Source organism: Paenibacillus xylanilyticus (genome assembly GCF_013359935.1).
GTDB lineage: Bacteria > Bacillota > Bacilli > Paenibacillales > Paenibacillaceae > Paenibacillus > Paenibacillus xylanilyticus.
In genome coordinates this window covers 178588-202214 of sequence record NZ_JABMCB010000192.1, presented here as the reverse complement: position 1 = coordinate 202214, position 23627 = coordinate 178588, and the positions used below count along the sequence as shown (strand labels likewise).

Genomic DNA, 23627 nt, shown 5'->3' with positions numbered 1-23627 from the left:
TCTGCGGCGTGTCTTTGAATTGGACGACCTGGGTATTGGGCATTCGTGATCAGGTGGGTTCGTAAGCCCTTTTCCAACGCACTCATATCCTTTCGATCATTGCCGTACCATGCAATGCAAGCGATAATCAATATGGCACATAGAATTAAAATGTTTCTGAGGATTCTCACGTCTCCACCCTTCCTAGTCTGAATAACCTAAATGTTCAAACACATCCTCCTTCAACGCTTTCACCTGTAAATTTTTTTCCGCTAGAGCCCGCTCTGCTGAATCCTTCTGATCCACATTGAACTTGCCCTGCTCCAAAGACGTAATCCAATAACCGTTGTGTTTTTCATCCCAGGACAGGAATAAAACATATCGGTATCCTGCCTGCATTGGCGTGTAATCCCCATATGTATACCTGGTTACTCCTGTGTAAATTCCTTTGTTTCTGACAATATATGTTGGCTCCAAAACATGAATGTAGTCCTTTAATTCCTGGTGACCTTTATTCCCAAAAACTTGATTGATTTCTACACGGGTAACCGTATATCTCGTTTCGGATTCACTCTCTTCTTTATTGATATGGACAGACTCATCTGTCGCCGTAACCTCCACAATAAGATCAGCATCCTCGGATAGTTCCTGATAGCTATTAAAAATTTGATGATCCGCATCAATCGTAATCGTATTTTCAATCGTTTGATCTGCAATGATGTAACTCCCCCCGCTATGAGGGCAATGATCAACACAACGAACAAAAATGGTTTGTTGTACATCCTCTCCGACCTCCCTTTAAAACCATATATATACTAAATGATTGTTTTCTCCCGAATGTTTCACTTAAATCCAAAAAAACACGACTGATTATAGTCATCTGGATATAGATTTGGCCTGACATTTCAATCTAAACGGATGTTTAATTGAAATAGTTGTTGCAAACGGAACAACGTTCCGTATATAATCGGAACGTGGTTCCGTTTAACTCCGTCCTTTAACATAACAAGGCGGCGCAGGTCACAAATTGATGCAAAAAAGGAGATTATTATAATGATGGAAATCAAGATTAATACACCCACCCCCGTCTTCTCGGTGAAACCGGTAGTGCTATCAGCCCCGGGCCGTGGTGAGGATTTGCAAGTGAGAGTGTCTGCACCGGTAATTGGTCGCGACTTGCCTATTATTATATTTTCCCACGGCTTTGGCTGGTCATTGGATGGCTACGGTCCGTTGGTCGACTTCTGGGCTGCTCAAGGCTTCGTGGTCATTCAACCTACCCATCTCGACTCTAGGACGTTGAACCTTCCTCCTGACGACCCCCGTACACCACTGATCTGGCGTTTTCGAGTCGAGGACTTGAAGCGCATCCTCGACCAACTGGATCTCATTGAAGCGTCCGTTCCCGGGCTCAGTGGACGCCTTGATCGAAGCCGTATCGCTGCAGCCGGACACTCCTTCGGCGGCCAGACGGTAGGGATGCTGCTCGGCGCACGAGTCCTCGATGCCCATGGTGAACCGGGAGAGAACATGTCCGACTCGCGGATCAAGGCGGGCGTGTTGCTTGCTACGACTGGAAAGGGCGGAGCTGACCTTAGTCCGTTCGCGGCTGAGCACTTTCCCTTCATGAACCCAAGCTTCGCGGACATGAGCACACCAACCCTAGTGATCGCGGGAGACCATGACCAATCCCCACTGACTACTCGGGGGCCAGACTGGTTCACCGACCCGTACTTCCTGAGTCCAGGTAGCAAGAGCCTGCTCACCCTCTTCGGGGCAGAGCACTCGCTCGGCGGCATTTCCGGCTACAGCGTTGCGGAGACAACAGACGAGAGTCCTGAACGAGTTGCCTTAATCCAGCAGCTTACACTGGCTTACCTATGCAATGCATTTGGTATTGATGATTCCAGCTGGGTAGCAGCATGTTCAGCTCTGGCAAAGAGCGACAGTCCGCTCGGACGTATCGAGTCCAAATAAGGAATTGGTGATCGCATCAATTTGAAAAAATAACAAAGCTCAATCAAGCATCCTTTAACAACTTATTGACGATTATTTTGTAGATCGGACGAAATAGTTCAAACCGGGACGATACTCATTTCGGAATGCTTACGAGTATAGCTTGAAGTATGTGATAGCAGTCTTGAACACAAATAATTGTATAAAAGGAGATACCACGCGTATGGAAATTAACATTAGCTCGCCTGCTCCAACCCTTTCGTTCAGTCCGGTAGTCCTTTCAGTTCCCGGTCGTGCTGTAGACCTGCAAATGCGGGTAACCGCACCGGCGACCGGAAGCGAACTTCCGATCATTCTTCTCTCGCATGGGCATGGTCCATCCAATCATCTCTCCTCACTGAACGGATATGCACCACTCGCCAATTTCTGGGCAGCACATGGATTCGTCGTCATCCAGCCGACCCATCTGAGTTCGAGAACGCTGAACCTCGGTTCGGGTCACCCCGAGGCGCCGCTATATTGGCGATCCCGGGCTCAGGATATGACGCATATCCTTGATCATCTAGACATAATCGAGTCCGCTGTTCCGCAGCTTCTCGGGCGCCTCGACCGGAGCAGAGTCGCCGCAGCTGGCCACTCCATGGGCGGGCATACCATAAGCCTGCTGCTGGGAGCGCGGCTCACCGATCCTTATGACGGAACAGAAGTGAACTTGGCCGAGCCCCGGATCAAGGCGGGCGTACTACTTGCAGCACCCGGCAGAGGCGGCGATGCACTCAGTGCATTTACGATCGAGAATTATTCCTTCTTCTCCACTACCGATTTTTCTAAAATGAAAACACCTGCACTAGTTGTTGCTGGGGACAAGGACAACTCCCGTCATCTGACGGTTATGGGCGCAGATTGGCACACTGATCCGTATTTCCTTTCCCCGGGACCCAAATCTCTGCTCACACTGTTTGGTGCAGAGCATGGACTCGGTGGAGTGTCCGGCTACGATGTCGCCGAGACGACGGATGAGAATCCTGAACGGGTAGCTGCGATTCAGAAACTCACCTGGGCTTATCTCCGTACTGAACTCTATCCGGAAGATTCCGCATGGGATTCAGCATGTATGGCTTTGGCAAGAGAAGATAACCCACTGGGTCGTATCGAAACCAAATAAGAAACTGACTGATTGACTGAAGGATCGCATCAACTTGCCGCGGGGATATCACTCATGCTCAACATATTCCTCCGAAAAAAAGAAAAAGGAGCCATCTCAATGGCTCCCCTGTTCAATCGTATATTATGGCAGCAGGAACTTGACCCGTTCCTGCTGCCATTTTTCTGCTTTCTGTGCAATCCGTACAATGACCACGAGCCTGGAAAGAAGCTCGATCCATGGGCACAATGCGCAAGCTTTATCTTTACTTGGCAGATGGCTGATAGCCATGAAGCCTTAAATATCAGCAGTAGGCACTCGTTTACAGAGTCGCACGATAGCGCAGTCCGTCTACGAGCAGAGCAACCATCTGCCGAGCCTGCATGGGATTACCTTTATGTCCCGCAGCAGATAGACTTGCTACTGCTCGGAGCAAGTCATCCGGTTCAACATCCGCACGTACCTCACCAGCAGCGGCAGCAGTTTCAAGCAAGGTTCGAAGTGCAGGATTCAGCCGCTTATCAAAGTAAGCCGGCAGGGTCTCATATGCCGGATTGCCCGAATGCAGCGCCGCCGCAAGTCCACGCTTGGCTGCGATGAAGTCCACGTATCGCTGCATCCATCGCGCTAGGGCCTCACCGGGTTCATACTGCGTTGACAGCTCAGCCGCCGCATCTGCACAGGCATCGACTTCCTGCCGGAATACGGCCTCGATCAGATCCGAGCGCTGTGGAAAATGACGATATACGGTGCCAACTCCGACACCGGCTTTCTCTGCAATCTCCCGCACTGGAGCGTCCACTCCCGAGGCCGCGAACACGGTCATCGCGGACTGGAGTAAAGCATTAATGTTACGCTGTGCGTCGGCGCGCACAGGTCGATCTGTGTGGTCACGAGTTTTCAAGCCATCACTGGGGTTTTCCGTCTTGTCATTCATCTATTAGTTCCCCCCATCCATTTATCCCTAAGTTACACTCACGGAATTCATTCCTTACCAATTATCCGAATTATACTATTAACACCAACATGGCTCAACATATCTTCCGATTATAAACCTTTTTGAGACGGATTGATTTTTAACATGTTTACAAGAATCAGAGAAAAGTGTCCTCCTCCTATACAAACGAGGATTCCCAATCAATCCAACACCCTATTCAATCAATGCCTAAATCAGTTCCTGCTTCCGCTTCAAATATACAAACAACACCACGCCCGACGCCGCACAGATCACTGCGCATAAGCCGATAAATCCATACCCCGCCTGCAGCCCGCGCAGCAGCCCCAGCTGAGTTGTCGCACCATATGCATTCTTGAACACTTCAATGACCCAGCCAATGGCATAGTTGCCGATGACGCTGCCAATCCCCATCAGAGTAACGGCAAACGTAATGGCCGTGTCACTGCCATTTGGATACCTTTTTGCAATAAACGCCATCACCGTTGGATAGATCATTGCAATACCCGCACCCGACACGGCAAAAAGGTAAGCCAGCCCCTCACCACCTGCGATTGCCGCGAACGTACATACACCAGAGAACGCCGAAAACACAATCAATGAAAGCACGAAACCGATCCGGTCCGTAAGTGGACCGAGCAGCAGACGTCCCAGCGAGAAACTGAGGAAGAATGCAGACAGCATTCCCGATGCCTTAACGGTGTCCCATGTATAAGCTTTCTCCAAAAAGTTTACGAGCCAGCCCCCTACCGCTATTTCCGATACAACGCCAAAAGAAAGAATAAGCACCATCAACCAGATGGCCGGATCACGTGTCAGCATCTTCAGGGAAACCCGGTCTTCATGGGGAAGATCATCCCCCGGAAACGTGCTGCGCAGCGCCGCAATGATCGGCAGCAGGCAGAGGGACAACATGACCAGATACATGCCGCGCCAGTTCAGTTCATGCCCAAACACCGTCAGTGACATGACGCCCGTTCCCAGCAGCGGAGCTACCGTGGAACTCAGACCATAGAAGAAATGCGACAGATTCATCATCATGCCTGTATTTTTCACAAAAATCCGTGCTCCCAGAATCGCCAGCGCGATCTCCAACATGCCGTTGCCGATGTACATGAAGAAGTACGATGAAGCAAAGAGTGGATATGTATGGGATAAATAGATGAACACACCTGAGAGAATCATCGAGGCAAAAGAGATAACGCTAACCGCCTTGATGCCCCATTTGCGGACAAGGATAGCGGTGAACGAACAGGCGATCAGGTACCCCAATGCATTCAGGGACAACAACGTCCCGAGCTGCTTCTCGTCCAGATTGAAGTCGAATTGAATGCGCGGAATCGCCGGCCCTTTAATGTTTTCCGATATGCCAAACACGATAAAACCAATAAAGATCGTCGCCAGCTGCATGGCATACATCTTACTGAACTTTTTCTTACTTGCTTGCTGATCCAAAATAAGTACCTCCAATGATTTCAGAAAGGAATATTACACTTTACTACTACGATTGCAGTACGATCTTCCGATTACTCTTACGTGTAAATGGACTAGCTTTACTTCTGTCTTTACCACTTTTTCTCGATTAACTGGATACGGTAGGTCAAGCTCTCCAACGTGACAGCAACCAAGCCGGTAACATATTCGCGCCGTGTGTCATTCTGAATGATGAGCTGCGGCATGTGCTCCTGTGGTATGGTTTTCAGGCAGCCCTGCATCAGATCATTTTGCATACCAGAGTCCATCGTATCCCCTGTGATGACGATTGCTGCCGGGTTAATAATGACAATGATGGATACCAGCGTTTTGACTACAAGCTGATGCAGTCCCTCTGGAGTTTGAAGCATCCGAAGCTGTTCTTCCGATGACACACCAAAAGGCAGGTAAGACACTTCACCGCTAAAATGTGTATTCCCTTTCAAAGGGTGGCCGTCAATGATGAAACCCGCCCCGGGAAAATGATTTTTCGGAAAAGTGACCACCGCAAAGTTCTTCTCTTCCTCAAAATGCTGCTCGTTGTACAATCCGTACACCGTCAGATTCATGTCGTTATCAATGATGATTTCCTCATCATCGAATCGCTCCTTGAGCTTCGGTCCCAGCGGCTGACCTGCCAGTCCCGGCACATCGCAAATGCCAATAACTCCGTTGTGTGCCACACCCGGTATCCCGATCCCAATCGCCTGAACATTGTTGTACTGCTCAATCAAGGCTGCAACCAAACCCTCCACAGTCGCTACGGTAATCTCATCCAAAATGAGCGTCTGTTCGTCCTTCATCTCGCCATTGAGATTGGCCTGAAGATGCGTGATCGAGTGAACGCCGCCCTCTGTTCGGATAATCAGACAAAGCACGCTGGCATAGTCCGCATTGAATTGATATCGACTTGCAGGTCTTCCCCCGCTTGATTCATCCGGTCCCAGATCAATGATCTCTCCCGTCTGGAGCAGCTCGTTCAGGATCGTGCCGCATGTTGCAACACTAAGTTTCGTCAAATTTGCAATGGAGGACTTCGTACCGACGCCCGTAGATCTGAGTGTATTCTTCACCAGCTCCACATTGATTCTCTTCACCTGTTGGGTGTTGTGTGATGTAGGCTGCATTTTGAGATGTACGCCTCCTTTCGTTGGTTTAGAACAATTCGCTAAATGTTTTTAAAAGTATTTTAATAATTGAAGTTTAGGGGGATTCGCGGGGAAAGTCAATGCTAAATTGGAAGCAGGGGACATTAATATTGCTACAAGGGTTATTGCATCATATTATATTGTTAGATTGTCGAAGGAGATTATGGATTATGAGAAAAAAGCGGCTACTTATTGTAAGCATTGTCATCTTGGTTGGCTTATTATTGCTCAGTGAATTAGTCATATGGTCCTCAGGGAGAATTGGATTGATTAATACAACGAGTAGGATTATATCAAATGCACCTGATATAGAAATACAAGGCAAGAGATTATCTTACCAAGGAACAGTGAGTTTTGAAGATAATCAACATCTTGAGAAATATGCATCAAGTGATGATGGTGAAGTTCTGTACAAAGCAACGGGTACACCAGTACAGCCACCATGGATTTATGTTGAAAAAGATGGAAACACTTTTTTTCGATACAAAATTCCGCAGATTCCTTGGCGTATGTGACTTTTCAAACCAACTGCCAAAACTAACTTACACTTAAAATTCTTCTCCTCCCTGTTGACAAACCCTTCAAATAGGAATAACCTAATACCGAATCACTCATTCACTATTAAGGAGTCGTTCTCAATGGTGCAAGCCAAGAAAGACGAAGTCAGGAAAGAAATTGAATACGCAGCGCTGAAGGTGTTCTATGAAAAGGGATTTGTGGATGCCAAGATGAGCGACATCGCGAACGAAATCAATATTTCCGTAGGCAATATCTATACGTATTTTAAAAACAAAAAGGATCTGTTCTACGCGGTTGTGCCGCCTGATCTGGTGGATTACCTGAAGAAAGTACTGGTCGATACGATCCATTTCGATAATCAGAACTTGTTCGATGCGGAAACGGATAGTGATAGAAAATCCGCACTGCTACAGGAACAGGTTGATGTATTACGCAAATACCGGAACCAGATCATCATCATTTTCGAAAAGAACAAAGGAACAATCTACACCAACGCCAAGAACGAGCTCGTCGAGACCATGATCGAAACCAAGAAAGCCTATCTCAAAAAGCAGTACAAACATTATGAGATTGGAATGGAAGAAAACCTGATCTTGCTCGATATCCTTGCTCACAATGTGATCGATATGAACCTCGATTTATTGAAACGGGACATGAGTGAGGACAGCCGCAAGCAGATATTCGAAGCATTGTATGTATACCGATTGTACGGCATGAAGAGTTTGAGCGAATAATGGATATATCCAAGCTGGTAAGCGTGCAGATCAGGTCAAAACAAACTTGGTCCGCACGCCAAAAAAAGTCTAAGATACGAATCCTATTTTTTTGACCCAAAAACGAATTTATTATTCATTATTAAAGTTTGTTACATACCTAAGGAGGAAAAACGATATGAAAACAGGTTACGCATTAGTAAACGGCCACATCATTAATGGAGACCAGCAACGAAATATGGAGAAAAACATGACCATACTCGTGAATGAACAAGGAAAGATTCAGGCTATTGGAAAATCGAGCGAACTGACCATCCCGAACCACTATGAGGTCATTGATCTCTCGGGCAAATACGTGATGCCAGGACTGATCAACGCCCACGTTCATCTCTTTGCGGATGGTAAGCCATTCAGCCTGTCCGTCAGCGAAGGCATGCTGCAGTTCGCATATGATCGGATCCTGAATACCAAATTCGGTAAGAACGTTCTGAAAAAACGAATGAAACGCAATGCACTGACCGCACTCCACGCGGGCGTAACCACGATGCGCAGTGTCGGCGAATTCTTCTATACCGATGTCAAGTTGCGGGATGAGATTAATAACGGTGAATTCGTTGGTCCCAATCTGCTTGTCTCTGGATTTTTCCTAAGCGTAACGGGAGGACATGGCGCTCCTTTTTTGGCTCTGGTCGGAGACTCCCCTTGGGAAGCACGAAAAAATGTACGCATCAATGTGAAGAACGGCGTGGATCTCATCAAAATCTGCGTGACTGGCGGTGTTACGGATGCGAAAATGGTCGGCGAAGCAGGTCGTTTACAGATGACAGTGGAGGAAGTTGCAGCGATCTGCGATGAAGCCCACAAGATCGGATTGCGCGTGGCAGCTCACGTGGAAAGTACGGAAGGTGTCAGAGTCGCGTTAAAAGGTGGCGTCGATACGATTGAGCACGGCTCCGAGATGGACGACGAGATTATCAGCCTGTTCAAAAACAATCCCAATGCCCTGAATGGCTATACTGCACTTATTCCTACCTTTCTAGCTGCTTATCCCTCTGCTTTACTCGATACCAGCGTAACGAAGGTGAGCCCAACTGTGAAAGAAAACTCCAGACTCGTGTATACATCCATGTTAAAAGGTGCCAAACAAGCCATCGAAAACGACATTACCATCGGTCTTGGTACCGATGCCGCCATGTCGTACGTGACTCACTATGACATGTGGAGAGAGATGGACTACTACATCAAACAGACCAGCCTTAACAACAAGCAGCTGATTGATATGGTGACCCGGACCAACGCGAAGATCCTGGGCATTGAGGACGTTACAGGTACGGTCGATATCGGAAAACAGGCAGATCTGATCGTGCTGGACCAGAGTCCATTGGAAAACATTGAAGCACTATCCGATGTACGCATGGTCATGGTCAAAGGAAATCTAATTCAAACACCATCTGTGACGAGAATACAAGAAGTAGACGATGTTCTAAACTCGGTTTGGTGAATTCAGGAGTGAAATCATGTTAGGAATATTAGTCAATTGCTTTTCCATTATATTCGGAAGTACCATTGGAGCTATTTCCAAAAAGTTTGTGAATGACGGATATAAGGCCATCCTGTATCAGATCATCGGGATAAGTGCAGTCATCATCGGCATCAGTACAACCATGGACAGCATCTCCACCAGCCAGTATCAGGTCATGTTTGTTATCTTTCTTACGGTAGGCGGAATTATCGGTCAACTGATTAATTTCGATCAGATGCTGTCCAAGATCATGACCCGCTTCTCATCCAACGGCCTGAATGAAGGATTAACCGTCGCGTTCTCTTTGTTATGCTTGGGGTCGATACCGATTCTGGGACCGCTGCAAAGTGCGCTGCAGGGAGATAACACGTTCTTGCAAATCAACACCATTTTCTCGGGCATTACGGCATTGATTCTGGCTTCCTCCTTGAATTTACTTCCGGGCTTATTTATCCCCCTATTTGTGTTATAGAGTAAGAAGGAAAACAAGTGTTGATCAACGATCTGAAGTAAACAATTATACTTGTAAAATTTGGTAGACAGAAGCAGCTAAGAGGCTTATCCTATTCGGATAAGTCTTTTACTGGATATAGGAGGAGATCTGAATAAAGATACTAAAGATTTTTTTATTGTATTTGGCTTGTTTAATTGTGACTTACATATTCATTGCCATAGGTACTGTTGGTCTGTATTTGGGTTCCGCCCTGATACTCACCCTGCTTGTTTATATTTTGATTTTACTTTTAAAAATACAGAAAAAATGAAGGAGTACCACGAAAGTGGTACTCCTTCATTTTAATTTGGCATTCTTTACACGTACATCGCGAGCAGCAATTTGTAAATCATCGCCGCTGCTTCCGCACGGGTCGTCATATTCCCTGCACGAACCGTATTGTCCGTATATCCGCTCACAATATTGGCTTGAACTGCTGTATTCATGGCATCCTGCGCCCAAACCGGAGTTTGTGCAGCATCGGTGAAGCTTGGTTTGACAGCCTCTCCATTCGTTCCTGCTTGCACATCGCTCAACTTCAGCGCCTTCGCCATCATCACGGCCATCTCGGCACGGGTAATGGTGCGATCCGGCTTGAATGTATGGTCCCCGTAACCGGTCACGATTCCGGCTTGCACAGCTGCTGCAATCTCGGACTTCGCCCATGCGGGTACAGTTTCCTCATCGGCAAACGAAGTATTGGACGCTTCCGTTTTAAGTGCCAATGCTTTGCTAAGCAATGTAACAAACTCTGCTCTTGTAATCTCCTTGGACGGTTGGAATGTTCCATCGGCATAACCTTGGATGACATTCATGCCAATCAGACGATCCGCATAATCGGATGCCCAGTGTCCATTCAGATCCGTCAGGTTCGCTGGTGTGTAGCTGGACACTACAAAGGTACCCAGGTGATTCACATTCGCCGTTATGGTTCCTGCGGCATTCGTCTCTCCACCGACAAATACCCAGCTCTGACGAGCTTCATTGTAATAGTATATGGCCGGCTTCGTTCCACTTGTCAGATCTGCCGGATCATAATTCAGGCTCAACTCAGCCGGATTGTTCAGTGTCCGTCCACCTGTGCGGCTAATTTGTACCGCTTGGCCCAGTATCTTCAGCGAAGCTGCATTTTGCAGTTTGTCCTGAGTAACCACGGACAACTGCAAGGTATCTTTTACCCCAATGGCTCCAGCCGGTGCGCTGAATTCCACCACGTTTGTAATACCCGTTTGTACAGGCTGATTCGCTTCCACCTCTACCTTCACTTCAGTGGATGAGTCCGATCCTGTTTCTGGAGTGGTTGGTGTTGTTGGAACGGTAGGGGTTGTCGGTACGCTTGGCGTACTTCCGCCTGTATTTCCACCGGAGCTGCCCCCATTGCCGCCACCTGATCCACCTCCGCCATTGCTCGAACTGGCTTGTACCGTAATGGTACGTGTAACTTCCTCTGCTGCATTGCCAGCGATATCTTTTACGTTATAACGAAGGGTATAGATTCCCGCCGCTTGTGTATTCACTGTGCCATCGATCTGCACGGAACCACTGATGCCTACATTGTCGGATGCCTGTGCTCCAGGCTCGTTGTAGTTGTCTCCCACATTCAGTGTCATCTGGCTGCTGCCTTGCAGCGTAATGACAGGAATTTCACGATCTATCTTTACAACCACGGATAGAGTGTACTCCCCGCTCAGATCGTCCGTAGCTCGGAATAACAGGCTGTGTTCTCCAGGCTCAATAACCTCCAAAGGCGTATTCTCTGTATAGGGTTCATACGTCTGACCTCCATCACGGGACAGCTCAATGGTCGCCGAAGTGGCCGGTGCATATACCGCGCTGGTTACACTAACATTTACGGACTGATTCGTCCATGTATCCGTATGATACGGCTGGCCGTCCGTGGTGGTCATATTGCTTTTCAGCACCAGAACCTGATTATTGCTGCCCTCTACGATGACGGTGAACATTTTCGTTTGAATTTCGCTGCCGCGTTGTACCGTTGCCGTCAGTTCCAATCGTTCATTGTTATCCGGCTGTGCCAGCAGTTTGCCTTGATTATTGATCAGTTCCGGTTTGGAGCTGGACCAGCTGATCGTCGCACCATGTTTCCCTTCAACAGGAAGGGTGAGGTCGGAAGTGACCGCGTTCAGGTCCCCCAGATCAATCGCTTGGAGCGTATCGGTTACCGCCTGTACATCACTGTAAGGTGTCGCACTCACGAAGATCGGATTGGAGTAGAACCATAGATCCCGGTAGTTGCTGTCATTAATTTCGTTGAAACGCGTTTCTGCGTCAGCTGTCATGTTCTTTGGATCAAGCTGTGGTTCACCATTCACCGTCTCGCCCGGAACATTCATACCGAGGTTCGTCCCGCGCAGGCGGAAATACTGATCTTGATCCGTCGCTTTGATCTTGTACGTGATGACATTGTAGCCTTCGGCATCTGTCGTCCAATCATCAGATGTGAAGGTAGCCAGCACTCTGGTGGAGTCGTTGGTATCCTTGTTATAGGCGGCTGTTCCCTTCTCGGCCTTGCCTGTCACATCCCCTGCGATCAGGTCGACGTGATCTACCACGGGCACCTGTCCAGCAGAAGTACCGCTGTTGATTGGTGTTTCATAGTTATTGCCCGCTGGGCTCTTGAACCGGATTTTCAGCTCCACTTCGTCGCCTTGCGTCACATTGAGATCTCCACCCATTTCAGCCTGAGCACCCGCTCCGGTTGCAGTGAAATCCAGTGCGTTAATCAGATCGCCGAACACGGAAAATGATTTTCCGGAACGAAGGCCATCCAGCACCGCCTGCATTCCGCTGCCCTCAACCCAGGAGTAGGTCTTGGCATATTCGCCCGGGAAGTAACCACTGGAATTCGTGCCAATCGTCTTGAAATGGTAATCCGAGTTACCATAGTTCCAGAAGTGGCGTCCTTCTCCCAGCAGTGCGTCCCACAGTCCGCCCACTTTGGCAACCATGTAGTCCACACCGCCGTATGTACGGTACTTGTATCCATCATCTGCAGTCGGATTAGACACGTTGTAGCTTGTGTTATATCCCCCGCGATCCGGTTCCATCTGGTTACCCAGCATGCCTTCAATACCAAATACCACTTGTGGGGCCAGATCGTTGAACTCGCGGAAGTCCGCAATCGTATATTTGTTTTTGCCACGCGAAGGATGGTTGATCATCGCATAACTCGTCGTGGGATAGTTGGTTTTCAGCCATTCAATGGCAGTGAGCGCATCCTGATGCGTCGTGTAGGCACGTCCGCCAGTCTCATTCCAGGCTGCGACGTCCGCTGGATCAAACAGATTCGCATCACGATTGGTAAAACGATATTCGAATTCTTTGGCAGCTTCCAATGCTTCGGTTGAGTTCGGTTCATCTGTGAGAATCCCCACCCCAACGTGTTCATGTGTCGGCATGTCCCATTCAAAGCCGGAGAAGATCGTCTTGCCTGCATATTTGCCTTGCTCCTGAAGCGCCTTGATCTGTGGTACCTGATATTCATTCATCCCCAAGGACATCGGAATGGGCCCGCCCTGAATTTCGTTTCCGTTGTGATCCCGCTTGGATAAGCGCAAATGATCCGTGAGCGCGATCCAGTCCAGCCCATATTGCGTTAGGCCCGCATCGAGGACGGTCTCCAGCGAATTCTGTGCGTCATCCGACTCAAAAGTATGTACATGCAAATCCCCCGTTTGCCATGAACCCCTTGCCGTGCTGTTGATCGGCGAGTTATCTCCCGGATCTGCATAGGTAACAGCCGCAGGAAAAGCTCCCATGACCATCCCTGTAGCCAGCGGTATCAGCGTAAGCATAGCTAGCATTTTCTTTCCTTTTTTGTTGAACAACCTGATCCCTCCACCCGTTCTGTGTTGTTGTGCCGGGAGTAAATATAAGAGACTTTGAGAGCAGGGTCAACGCGTTGAAAGCGCCTATAGAAAATTTTACATATCCCTACATTTCTTCATATTCCGTTGATCGTTTCTCTTCCTTTCTCTACCAGGGTCATGCTCTACATTGCTCAGTTAACGGGGTGAAAAATCTAGGTTGAAGCACCCGTTAGTGGGTGATGCAAAATTCAGAGATTGTTCACCATTCAGGAAAGTTCCACCACTGCTGTGGATGGCAGGAAAAGAATACAGCGAAATAGATGTGTTGAAGGGGAGAAATTGAAGGTGTTTGTAAACATATCAGGCTAGCCTTGACCGGGTCATGAAAAAGAGCACCCCCGAATTCATTAGCGCTCTGCGCCTAGACTCCGCGGGTACAATGAGCTCGGTCGTCATTTTGACCTTGCCTTTACATGTTTACTTTTGTGAAGCGATAGTGAACGGAATGTGAAATCAAGAATAATCAATGATATAGAAAAGTAATCCCACCACAGAACCTATCATTATCCTTCTAACCCGTTAAACTGCCGAAGCATACTGGTGAAACGCTCCAGCTCCTTATCATCCCATCTGGATATACGGTCATAAAAAACAGACTCCTTTTCCTTCAGTGCACTCACCGTCGATTGCTGACCGAGCTCCGTCAGAGACAGCAAAACGCCGCGCCGATCATTGGGATCCGGCTCCTTGCTCACATATCCCGACTTTTCAAGTTGTTTAATTAAACGGCTTACCGAGCTGCGGTCCATCGCAGTTGCTTCTGCCAAAGCTGCGGCGCTTGTAGGGCCATAAGAGTACAGCCACCGTACCAGATGAAAAGCAGCAGGCTGCAGGGTCGCATCAAAACGCTCGGCAGATCGGACATTGAGCGCATGCGAAGCACTAATCAGGGCATGAATCTGCTCACCAAGTGCCAGCTCCAGCGTTTCTCTGTCTTGGGTTCGAAATGAATTTTCGGTCATTATTGTCGTTCCCCTCTCCTCAATACATCAAAGCAGGCTTCCGGATATATAGTTGACAAATATCAATTAATCTATATAGTTGATTTATATCAATTATATCTACCGACCCAGATCGTGTCAAAAGGAGCTTAACTATGAAAACAACACATCCTATAATTGTGATCACCGGAGCAACAAGCGGATTGGGGCAGCTTGCTGCCATGGAACTTGCGAAGCGCGGGGCTCACCTTGTACTCACAGCCCGAAGCGAAGAACGTGCCGAAGCCACCCGAAAGAAAATTAAGGAAATCGTTCCTTCCGCCAAGGTCAACTTTTTCTTCGGAGACTTGTCCTTACTGAGCGATGTAAAACGTATCGGGCTTGAGCTTGCATCCGCTTATCCGCGTATCGATGTACTTTTGAATAATGCGGGACTTCATGCTTTTGAACAGAGAGTCACTTCCGAAGGGTTTGCCGAGATGATCGCCGTGAACTATCTGGCCCCTTGGCTGCTAACGCAAACATTAAAATCTTCTCTCATCCAGGCAGGTCATGCCCGTGTCGTTAATGTTGCATCTGAAGCTTCGCGAAATCATGGCAAACTTGTGCTGCCAAATGACTTGACGGATACCACTCCCTTTACTGCACGCGGTTCCTCTCCAATCTATGGCAAAACCAAACTGCTTAATATTATGTTTACTGCTGAACTAGCCAGACAATGGGAAGGAACCGGAATTTGTGTAAATGCCTTAAACCCAGGCTTCAATGTTACAGGTCTCGGACGGGAGCTATGGTTTGCGAGTGTGCTTGAGCGCATTTTAACGTTTCTGCACATTGGCGACCCACGCCGGGGAGCGGACATCATGACTCGTTTGGCAGTGGAACCGACATTTGGTGAGGTTTCGGGAGGCTATTTCAATGTGGGCAGCGGAGCGGCGATCACTCCTGTATATCCAGGCGGAGATGCCGGAATGCAAAACAAGCTGTGGAAGGTGACTCAGCAATTGATGAAAGAACGGGGCTTACTTGATTAAAAGTGACTACTGCTAATGGAAAGGGGCTGATCAGCCCCTTCCTTTCTCTACCTTGTTAATTACCTATCCGTTATTTTTGGAATTAACACTATAGATGATTTTGCTGTAACACGATCTCAGGGAAGCGTTTAACCATGTCATGGATAAAGCCATCATTCCCGTAAATAGCAACGACAACGGATTCTTTTCGGGTTGGCATTGGAATAATAATGGCTTGCTTTCCATTAAAATAATAACGATCCTTTCGCTCATCCCCATTATCATCTACATAGACAATGTTAACGAAATCCATATCATGACTCCGTGCTTTGTCGTGAATGACAACACATAAATATCGACCGACCCTTTCTACGGATATGCCTTCCATGTCTTCTTCCCATACATACTCGTTGGGTTGCATTACAAGCTTATTATCCGCTGATTTGGTAAGTACCGATGCTTTGGCATGTTCACCCTTTACATCAACCAAGAGCGCAGAACGGTCATTTACGATTTTTGCATCAGCATATTGCAGATGATGAGTTTTGAGATAGCTCTGGATATCCTCTCTGGTAAGAGGATCACCACTTGAACCATTCGTGAGCATTAACATAGATAACATCAACTCAAACAAAAACTTCATTTTATGTACTCCTTGTCTGTTGTGGATACTTGTATAACTCACTTTAATTTCTAATTTCTATGGACTGAAAGCTAGAATAAAAGGGCCGGCGAGTTCATTGACACAGCATAATGTGCACCCGCCAGCTTCTTTCATATTTCCACTCTTTATTATCTGTTATATCGCCGCAAACACGCTATCAAAGCCCTCTTTTGACTTGGCGAATAGCTCACTTGAATTAAGGGTCGGTGCAGGCGCCAGGACTTCCTGAGCTACAACACCTGTGTAACCAATGGCCTTCAGGTTTTTCAGGAAACCACTCAGATCGATGACTCCCTCGCCAGGATATAAACGCTCATTATCAAGCAATTCTTCAATCGGCAGATTATATGCATCATTGATATGAACGTGAACAATCTGTTCCTTTTTCAACTGCAGCACCTCTTCGGTCCGTAAACCGAGCGTATGCCAATGATAGGAATCCACCAACAAGCCTACATTGGGGGCATGAATGGTCTCAATCCAGTCCAAGGTATCCTCCACACTCCAAATAAACGGATTTTTCCACTGAGTCCGCAAATGATGGCAGCCAACAAACTCCAGTCCGAGCCGCATACCGTAAGCACCCAAGATATCTGCGCAGAGTCTCAATCGTCTGGTAGCCGCTGCCATGAATGGTGCTGCTGGTTGATCCGTCGAGGGTAAAACATAGGTGCAGCAGTTGAAACAATTCAGCGAAGCAGAGGCTTCTGCCATTTCCACCAGGGATTTGAGTCCTTCACGAAATTGCTCTTCTGAGTTCCGCCAGTCCACCGTGAAATCCGCTGAACCGATGATGATATCATTGCTTTCCAATAGGTGTGCGGCTTGCTCCTTGCCGTATTGTTGAACCAATGAGAGCGGATTCAAATCTACAGACTGGAATCCATACTTGGCCGCATCCGTAATATATTGTTCATCAGACTCGATCTTCCCCAAACCTGCCTTCGTTAATCCTCTAATCATCCCAATCTCCTCCTGTGACTCGTCTAATAATGCATATTGCAACCACTGCTGCGCCCTCTCAAACTCAATTTCAGGGTATAAATTCATAATAACAGCCGATTCAAAAAAAGAAACCAGTAAGTTCCATTCTTTTATGGCACAAACCCTTAACCGCAACCCTTTCCCGGAATTAGCGTAATAGAAAAAAGTGGAAAGGAGGTTGATACCATGACGACATGGCTCAAAAAAATTCAGTCCCCCACCCTTATTTTCTTTTCATGCCTTTTGGTAGTTTCTGTGATCATTGGCTTTCTATCCAAGCCTTATTTTACAGAACACATATTCTATGCAGACAATAATAAGTACTCATTCGATCACAAGCAAGGAAACCAGATGATATACCGGAGTGGAACGGCTGATTCGATTCAGGTGCAAGTGGAGCAGCAAAAGCGCACTGTATTCATCAGTGATCAGAAATACATCATTACAGAACTCAGTTCGACACCAATTCCAACGTATAGCGTCTCATATCCAAACGAACGCAAATATGAAGTTCAGGATCAGTCGGGACTGTTACTGAGTTTCGATGAACAGGGCAATATCGTGAACTCAGTCTCCTTTTACGTTAATAACCAACGAGTGATTAGTGAGGGCGAAGAACGATATTCACCCGATACAATCGTAACAGCTGCATACCCGTTATATCATTACACCCAAGGTGAGCCTGTCTACCTTTTTCTCGCGTTGGCCGGTTTGATATTTGGATGGTGCAGCTTCTACTATCGGAAATTTCAGGATATCCTCTTTCTACTCTCCCTTCGTTGGATTTGGGTAAACGATCCCGAACCTAGTGACTTTTATTACCTTATGACCAAGATTGGCGGGATTGTAGTCATGGTCGGAGCGATCGGGGTCGCCTTTAAAGCATTCTGAACCATACATAGTGGCATAAAAAAAAGCGGTAACAACGTTGAAGTTAACGTCATTACCGCTTTTTTTATCCTGACTTAACAGGTCACTCACGTTAAGCATTAACCCTAAATCCCTGTCAGTGTAGATTATTTCACACTTTCCAACGTATACCGATTGCGCGGGATTTCAAGCCCCAGATTCTCCCGAAGCGTCTCATGTTCATATTCGGTCCGGAACAGCCCTCGTTCTTGCAGAACCGGGACAACCAAATCCACGAAATCTGCCAGTCCATTCGGCACAACCGTGCGGATGTTGAATCCGTCTGCGGCTTCTTTTTCGAACCACTCCTGAATCTGGTCCGCAATCTGTTCCGGTGTACCGATGAACGATGTTCGTGGCGTTGACGCTCTTAGCGCAACTTGACGGAGGCTAAGCCCCTCTTCCCGTGCCTGCAGCTTGATCTTGTCCGTTGTACTGCGGAAGCTGTTGCTGCCCAGATCACCAATCTCAGGGAAAGGCTCATCCAGCGGGAATGGGGAGAAATCAAAATGGTCGAAATAACGTCCCAAATAATTCAGTGCTTGGTCTATGCTGACCAGTTCGGCAATTTCCTGATACTTTTGCTCAGCCTCCTCCTGCGTTCTGCCCACGATGGGACCGATGCCCGGGAAGATCAGAAGTTCTTTTGCCTGACGCCCGTATGCGACCGCTCTTGCCTTGACATCCCGGTAAAACTCCCTTGCTTCCTCCAACGTCTCATGCCCCGTGTATACGGCATCTGCCGACCTCGCTGCCAAGTCCTTGCCGGATTCGGACGAACCTGCCTGGAAAATGACCGGATATCCCTGCTTCGAGCGAGCTACATTGAGCGGTCCCTGTACCGAGAAATGATCACCCTTATGATTCAGCGTATGCAGCTTAGAAGGATCGAAGAAGACGCCGTTCTCCTTGTCTCCGACAAAGGCATCATCCTCCCAGGAATCCCACAGGCCTCTGACCACATTCAGATGTTCTTCAGCAATTTCGTAGCGCAGCGCGTGGTTCGGGTGCTCTCCTTTGCCAAAGTTAAGTGCCGATCCTTCCAGAGGTGAAGTGACTACATTCCATCCCGTCCGTCCTCCGCTGATATGGTCCAATGAAGCAAATTGCCTCGCCACCGTGAACGGTTCGCTGTACGAAGTCGACAGCGTTGCGACCAGCCCGATGTTTGATGTTGCACCCGCGAGTGCAGACAGAAGGGTTAGAGGCTCGAAACGATTCAGAAAATGAGGATTGGATTTCTCGTTAATAAAGAGGCCGTCGGCGATAAACAGCAGATCGAACTTGCCTTCCTCCGCTATACGCGCCTGTTTTTTGTAAAAATCAAGGTTCACGCTGGCATTAATCGGAATGTCCGGGTGACGCCAGAAGGAGATGCTGTTCCCAACTCCGTTCAGATTGGCTCCCAACTTCAATCGACGTTTCGTCATGTTCATGTCCTCCCTATATTTTCGTGGGTAATCCGATCACTTTTATTCGTTTGCTTCATATCACTAGCCCTTACCACCCAGGCAGCCCCAAGAAGTACAACCCCTGTCAGTAGAAAAATAAAAGGAATTCCGGTCCATCCGCCAAGAAAACCCCCGATCAAAGGACCGAGTACAATGCCGAATTGACTCGCAGTCTGACTCAGACTAACTGCCCTTCCCCGAAACTCATGGTCGGCATATTTGATAATTAATGCATTGAGCGCCGGGTAGACTGCGGCAAAGAACAGACCATAGACAAATCGCAGACTTCCAAAATAAACGAGATTATACGCGGTCAGCTGCAAAAGACTGCCAATCCCGCCACCGATCAGCCCGATAAACAACGTTTTCTCGTACCCGATCCTGCCGCCAATCTTCCCCCATCTCGGTCCCATAATGACCGTTGCTACCCCGATGGCCGAGAATACGATACCTGCACTAAGTGCTGCATGGCTTACATCTCCGCCGATCTGAACGACATATAGCGTCAGCACAGGTTCGATAATGAGCACGGACGTCGAGACGAGTAGAATCAAACCATAGATCCGCATTAATCCGGGGGTGGAAGCCGCTCTCTTCAAATCACCCAAGATGCTGGTGGAAGCCACCGTACGGGATTTGCGCGATTCTTTTACTCCAAGGACCAGCAGGGCCGAGAGCAGCGTAATAATTCCGGAAGCTATGAAACATCCACGCAGCCCGATCCAATGGCTCAGTACTCCTCCAGCAAGAGGTCCGAGGATACCACCTGCAGCAGTCGATGTGGAGATGACGCCGAGCGCATAACCGACATGCTTCTCCGGCGTGTTCGTGCCCACCAATGTGATGGATGCGGGGTTGAATCCAGCCATGAGTCCCTGGAAGACCCGTACCGCAATAAACGTGTAAGGATCATGAACAAAATAGTTGGCGGCATGGGCGATGGCCAGCCCCACACCTGATCGGATCAGCATCAGTTTGCTGCCGTATTGGTCAGCCAGCGATCCCCAGAAGGGTGCGCATAATCCGCTGATCAGAAAGCTGATCGAGATCGAGACACCGGACCAGACCTCCAGTCCGCTTTGGATTCCGAGATTATTTTGCAGAAACAGAGGAAAGAACGGCACGGACAAGGTGTACGCCATATGATTGAAAAATAGCCCCAACCACAGAATATACAGATTACGCTTCCAATGCGGCATCTCGGCATTCTCCATAGTATATAATTCCTATAAAATAAGTAGGTTATTATTCATATTAGGATACTGCTGCAGGAAAGTATAATAGAAATGTTCAATAGACCCATTCAAGAATTAAATGAATGGGCCAGTCAATTAAGTGAGAAGTCGAAACCGGAGCATCTGATTATTGCGGCACCTGGACAGACATGAACACATCTACCTCATCTTCACGATCTACAACAAACCCGAAACGTTCATATAAACGCTGCGCCCGGCTTCCCTGCAGTACATTTAAAGTTACACGTTTGCCTCTGACTTCCTCCTGCTCGAGCAGCATCTGTAATACTTCGGTCCCGAGCTTCCTGCCCTGAACATCCGGATGGATGTAGAAATGTTCCAGCAAAACACCCTCTGACCTAGGCTTCAGTGCCACACATCCGACTGACGAACCCTCCAGCTCAATAATCCACGTATAGACCGGGTCAAATGTATTCCGGAAACGCTCCCGAACCCTCACCTCGTCATACCTTCCCAATCTGGTTAGATCATCATACAGAACCAGGGCACGCAAATCCGCCAATCGCTCCTGATCTGCCTGCACAGCTTGACGCATCGTTAGTCGGTTCATCGGGGCACTACCTCCGTTTAAATGAATCAAATACTTATTTCTTCATGTATGTATTCCTGCTCAACCTTGGCTACATCATTTCATTATCCATTCTCTTGGCACGTATAATCTCCCGGATAATCTTTGAACGGTTCCAAACGACAAATTTGAAGACAAGTCCATCCTCCATCGTAATTGTAATGCCGTTTGGTATTAACCCCCACGTCATTCGTTTCTCAATCTTGGTCATTCCCCAGATCTCAAGTTGAAGCCAGTCTGTCTGAATATTCAGACCATGTGGAATAAAAATCAATCGTTCATTGGTAAGGAACAGCTTTCCTCCTACGCCTTCAAATCCCCTTAACCAGTTCGCATTAATCCGTTCAAAAATGACGTATTCTGTTGGACCCAGCTCTTCCATCGCTGTCATCTCCTTTTCAGCCTATCTATTGGTGATTTCATGCACTTGAATCTCTCTTATTATAGGTCGTTTCTACCCATTTAGGAATAATTCTACACATGATTACACTCCAAAAAAAGCACTGTCCCCCGGATATATTCCGTCATGGACAATGCTTGTTCCGTTAGTGCTATTTGAAAAGGAGAAGCCCCACCACTACATCTCTTGCAGAATGCCTTTGACCAGCCCGATGAAGGTTGTTTTCACTTTGGCAGCTACTTCAATCACTTCATCATGACTAAGCGGCTGATCCAAAATGCCACAAGCCATGTTCGTCAGACAGGAAATGCCCAGTACCTTCATGCCGCCATGAATCGCTACAATCGCTTCAGGTACTGTGGACATGCCCACAGCATCCGCACCCATGGTACGAATCATGCGAATCTCCGCCGGGGTTTCATACGCCGGACCACTCCACCATGCATACACACCTTGCTGCAGGATAACACTCTGCTCTTCTGCAACCTTTAGGGCAATGCTGCGCAATTCGCGGTTGTATACCTGTGACACGTCCGGGAAACGAACACCGAGTTCAGCGTTATTCGGTCCCATCAGCGGATTGTTGCCTACCAGATTAATATGATCGGTAATAAGCATCAGCTGACCTGGTTCAAAGCTTGTGTTGATCGCCCCGCAGGCATTCGTGATGATTAATTGTTCGACACCAAGCGCCTTCATGATCCGAACCGGGAAAGTCACCTCATCCAGTGTAAAACCTTCATAATAATGAAGACGTCCCTTCATGGCTACAACCGTTTTGCCCATCAGTTCTCCAATAACCAGCTCGTTTGCATGACCAATGGCCTCGGATTGAGCGAAATACGGAATGTCCGTATAAGGAATAACGGTAGCATTTTCAATCTCGTCCGCGAGTGCTCCCAGCCCTGATCCCAGGATCATGCCTACGGCAGGTTTGGTGTTGATTCGGCTTAATATGTAATCTCTGGCTTCCTGAATATGTTCGGATTGCTGCATAAATGGTTCCTCCTGATAATTCTGTAATGGGTATAAAATGACTATATCTCAAGTGTAATGAACAATAGACATGATGTAAATGGAAGCTGGAAATACAGCTCATCTGGACAGCCTCCGCTCGATCCGGTTAAGGTTTAAGCCCAGATTGTAACACCCGGAAATATGGTTGCAAAAGCCCGTCAAAACCGAGGTTCTCATCATCGTCAACCTTTTCAACATACTTCCATAAGCGTACTCAGATTCATGAACGAATCCGATGGAAGGATCAGGAACGAGCTGTACATCCACATCGCCATGCTTCAACATTAACACAAAAAACCGATCCTCTGACGAGAATCGGTTTCATTCATTGAAAACGGACAAGGTATCTCACACCAACATGTAATGGCAAGCTGCCTCACTGCCGCTCCAACGAATGGCCCTTTTTACCTTTTAGGAAATCCATCCCGACGATTAGCAACAGCATCAGTATAGCAAACAGCACGGATTTGCCAGTAGTTCTTTCAGGAAAGATCATATAGGCAGCTGCAAAATTGCCTGCAAAAACAAACAGGTAATTCCGTATGCGGTCCATCTTCTCAACTCATTTCGGGATCAAATTCAGACTCACTTATCCTACAGCTCCACCCTATCATATTTTCCCATTTTAATCC

At 47.7% G+C, this 23627-nt stretch carries 22 protein-coding genes; 8 read left to right on the top strand and 14 right to left on the bottom strand.

Translation table 11 applies throughout. The features are described from left to right. Positions 1-183 precede the first annotated feature (183 nt). On the bottom strand, positions 184-600 hold the full coding sequence (locus HP552_RS20830; protein ID WP_175397311.1) for a hypothetical protein: 417 nt from the start codon (positions 598-600) through the stop codon (positions 184-186). A 435-nt stretch (positions 601-1035) separates the two neighbouring features. Here HP552_RS20830 and HP552_RS20825 point away from each other — a divergent pair, with 435 nt between their 5' ends. Both HP552_RS20825 and HP552_RS20820 read left to right on the top strand, forming a co-directional pair. Further along, positions 1036-1956 (top strand): alpha/beta hydrolase family protein, encoded by a 921-nt coding sequence (locus tag HP552_RS20825; protein ID WP_175397601.1) that lies wholly within the window; start codon positions 1036-1038, stop codon positions 1954-1956. Between the two features lie 202 nt (positions 1957-2158). Then, entirely contained in the window at positions 2159-3100 is a 942-nt protein-coding gene (locus HP552_RS20820; RefSeq protein ID WP_175397310.1) for an alpha/beta hydrolase family protein, read from the top strand. A 301-nt stretch (positions 3101-3401) separates the two neighbouring features. Here HP552_RS20820 and HP552_RS20815 read toward each other — a convergent pair whose 3' ends face one another. The 3 genes from HP552_RS20815 to HP552_RS20805 form a co-directional block, all read right to left on the bottom strand. Continuing rightward, the gene (locus HP552_RS20815) at positions 3402-4016 is read right to left on the bottom strand and encodes a TetR/AcrR family transcriptional regulator (protein ID WP_175397309.1); all 615 of its coding nucleotides are present in this window, start codon (positions 4014-4016) and stop codon (positions 3402-3404) included. Between the two features lie 228 nt (positions 4017-4244). Next, on the bottom strand, positions 4245-5453 hold the full coding sequence (locus HP552_RS20810) for an MFS transporter (RefSeq protein WP_175397600.1): 1209 nt from the start codon (positions 5451-5453) through the stop codon (positions 4245-4247). A 146-nt stretch (positions 5454-5599) separates the two neighbouring features. Beyond that, entirely contained in the window at positions 5600-6634 is a 1035-nt protein-coding gene (locus HP552_RS20805) for an ROK family protein (protein ID WP_175397308.1), read from the bottom strand. 191 nt (positions 6635-6825) lie between these two features. Between HP552_RS20805 and HP552_RS20800 the strand changes: the two genes are divergently transcribed. From HP552_RS20800 to HP552_RS20785, 4 genes are all read left to right on the top strand, one after another. Further along, positions 6826-7170 (top strand): hypothetical protein, encoded by a 345-nt coding sequence (locus HP552_RS20800; RefSeq protein ID WP_175397307.1) that lies wholly within the window; start codon positions 6826-6828, stop codon positions 7168-7170. Positions 7171-7293: 123 nt separating this feature from the next. Then, positions 7294-7908: a TetR/AcrR family transcriptional regulator gene (locus HP552_RS20795; protein WP_175397306.1), complete on the top strand. Its 615-nt coding sequence runs from the start codon at positions 7294-7296 to the stop codon at positions 7906-7908. Positions 7909-8065: 157 nt separating this feature from the next. Beyond that, on the top strand, positions 8066-9388 hold the full coding sequence (locus HP552_RS20790) for an amidohydrolase family protein (protein WP_175397305.1): 1323 nt from the start codon (positions 8066-8068) through the stop codon (positions 9386-9388). A 16-nt stretch (positions 9389-9404) separates the two neighbouring features. Next, positions 9405-9881 carry a DUF554 family protein gene (locus HP552_RS20785; protein ID WP_175397304.1) on the top strand — a complete coding sequence of 159 codons (477 nt, stop codon included), beginning with the start codon at positions 9405-9407 and terminating at the stop codon, positions 9879-9881. 338 nt (positions 9882-10219) lie between these two features. On the opposite strand, the gene HP552_RS20780 is transcribed toward HP552_RS20785, so the two are convergent. Both HP552_RS20780 and HP552_RS20775 read right to left on the bottom strand, forming a co-directional pair. Continuing rightward, a complete protein-coding gene (locus tag HP552_RS20780) occupies positions 10220-13750 on the bottom strand; it encodes an S-layer homology domain-containing protein (RefSeq protein ID WP_175397303.1) in 3531 nt (1176 codons plus the stop codon). Positions 13751-14295: 545 nt separating this feature from the next. Further along, positions 14296-14754 carry a MarR family winged helix-turn-helix transcriptional regulator gene (locus HP552_RS20775; protein WP_175397302.1) on the bottom strand — a complete coding sequence of 153 codons (459 nt, stop codon included), beginning with the start codon at positions 14752-14754 and terminating at the stop codon, positions 14296-14298. A gap of 134 nt (positions 14755-14888) precedes the next feature. Here HP552_RS20775 and HP552_RS20770 point away from each other — a divergent pair, with 134 nt between their 5' ends. After that, positions 14889-15767, top strand: a complete 879-nt coding sequence (locus HP552_RS20770; protein ID WP_175397301.1) for an SDR family NAD(P)-dependent oxidoreductase — start codon at positions 14889-14891, stop codon at positions 15765-15767. A gap of 88 nt (positions 15768-15855) precedes the next feature. Here HP552_RS20770 and HP552_RS20765 read toward each other — a convergent pair whose 3' ends face one another. Beyond that, positions 15856-16389, bottom strand: coding sequence for a hypothetical protein (locus HP552_RS20765; protein ID WP_175397300.1), 534 nt, complete (start codon positions 16387-16389; stop codon positions 15856-15858). A gap of 156 nt (positions 16390-16545) precedes the next feature. Further along, positions 16546-17373 carry a sugar phosphate isomerase/epimerase family protein gene (locus HP552_RS20760; protein ID WP_175397299.1) on the bottom strand — a complete coding sequence of 276 codons (828 nt, stop codon included), beginning with the start codon at positions 17371-17373 and terminating at the stop codon, positions 16546-16548. Positions 17374-17580: 207 nt separating this feature from the next. On the opposite strand from HP552_RS20760, the gene HP552_RS20755 reads away from it, so the two are divergent. Continuing rightward, entirely contained in the window at positions 17581-18285 is a 705-nt protein-coding gene (locus tag HP552_RS20755; protein WP_175397298.1) for a DUF6199 family natural product biosynthesis protein, read from the top strand. A gap of 125 nt (positions 18286-18410) precedes the next feature. On the opposite strand, the gene HP552_RS20750 is transcribed toward HP552_RS20755, so the two are convergent. The 6 genes from HP552_RS20750 to HP552_RS20725 form a co-directional block, all read right to left on the bottom strand. Continuing rightward, positions 18411-19733, bottom strand: a complete 1323-nt coding sequence (locus tag HP552_RS20750) for an LLM class flavin-dependent oxidoreductase (protein WP_175397297.1) — start codon at positions 19731-19733, stop codon at positions 18411-18413. Between the two features lie 2 nt (positions 19734-19735). Then, a complete protein-coding gene (locus tag HP552_RS20745) occupies positions 19736-20953 on the bottom strand; it encodes an MFS transporter (RefSeq protein ID WP_175397296.1) in 1218 nt (405 codons plus the stop codon). Positions 20954-21116: 163 nt separating this feature from the next. Continuing rightward, positions 21117-21560: a GNAT family N-acetyltransferase gene (locus tag HP552_RS20740; protein WP_175397295.1), complete on the bottom strand. Its 444-nt coding sequence runs from the start codon at positions 21558-21560 to the stop codon at positions 21117-21119. Between the two features lie 70 nt (positions 21561-21630). After that, a complete protein-coding gene (locus HP552_RS20735; RefSeq protein ID WP_175397294.1) occupies positions 21631-21960 on the bottom strand; it encodes a GRAM domain-containing protein in 330 nt (109 codons plus the stop codon). Between the two features lie 195 nt (positions 21961-22155). Then, positions 22156-22974 (bottom strand): purine-nucleoside phosphorylase, encoded by an 819-nt coding sequence (locus HP552_RS20730; RefSeq protein ID WP_175397293.1) that lies wholly within the window; start codon positions 22972-22974, stop codon positions 22156-22158. Positions 22975-23371: 397 nt separating this feature from the next. Next, positions 23372-23548, bottom strand: coding sequence for a hypothetical protein (locus HP552_RS20725; protein ID WP_175397292.1), 177 nt, complete (start codon positions 23546-23548; stop codon positions 23372-23374). Between the last annotated feature and the right edge of the window lie 79 nt (positions 23549-23627).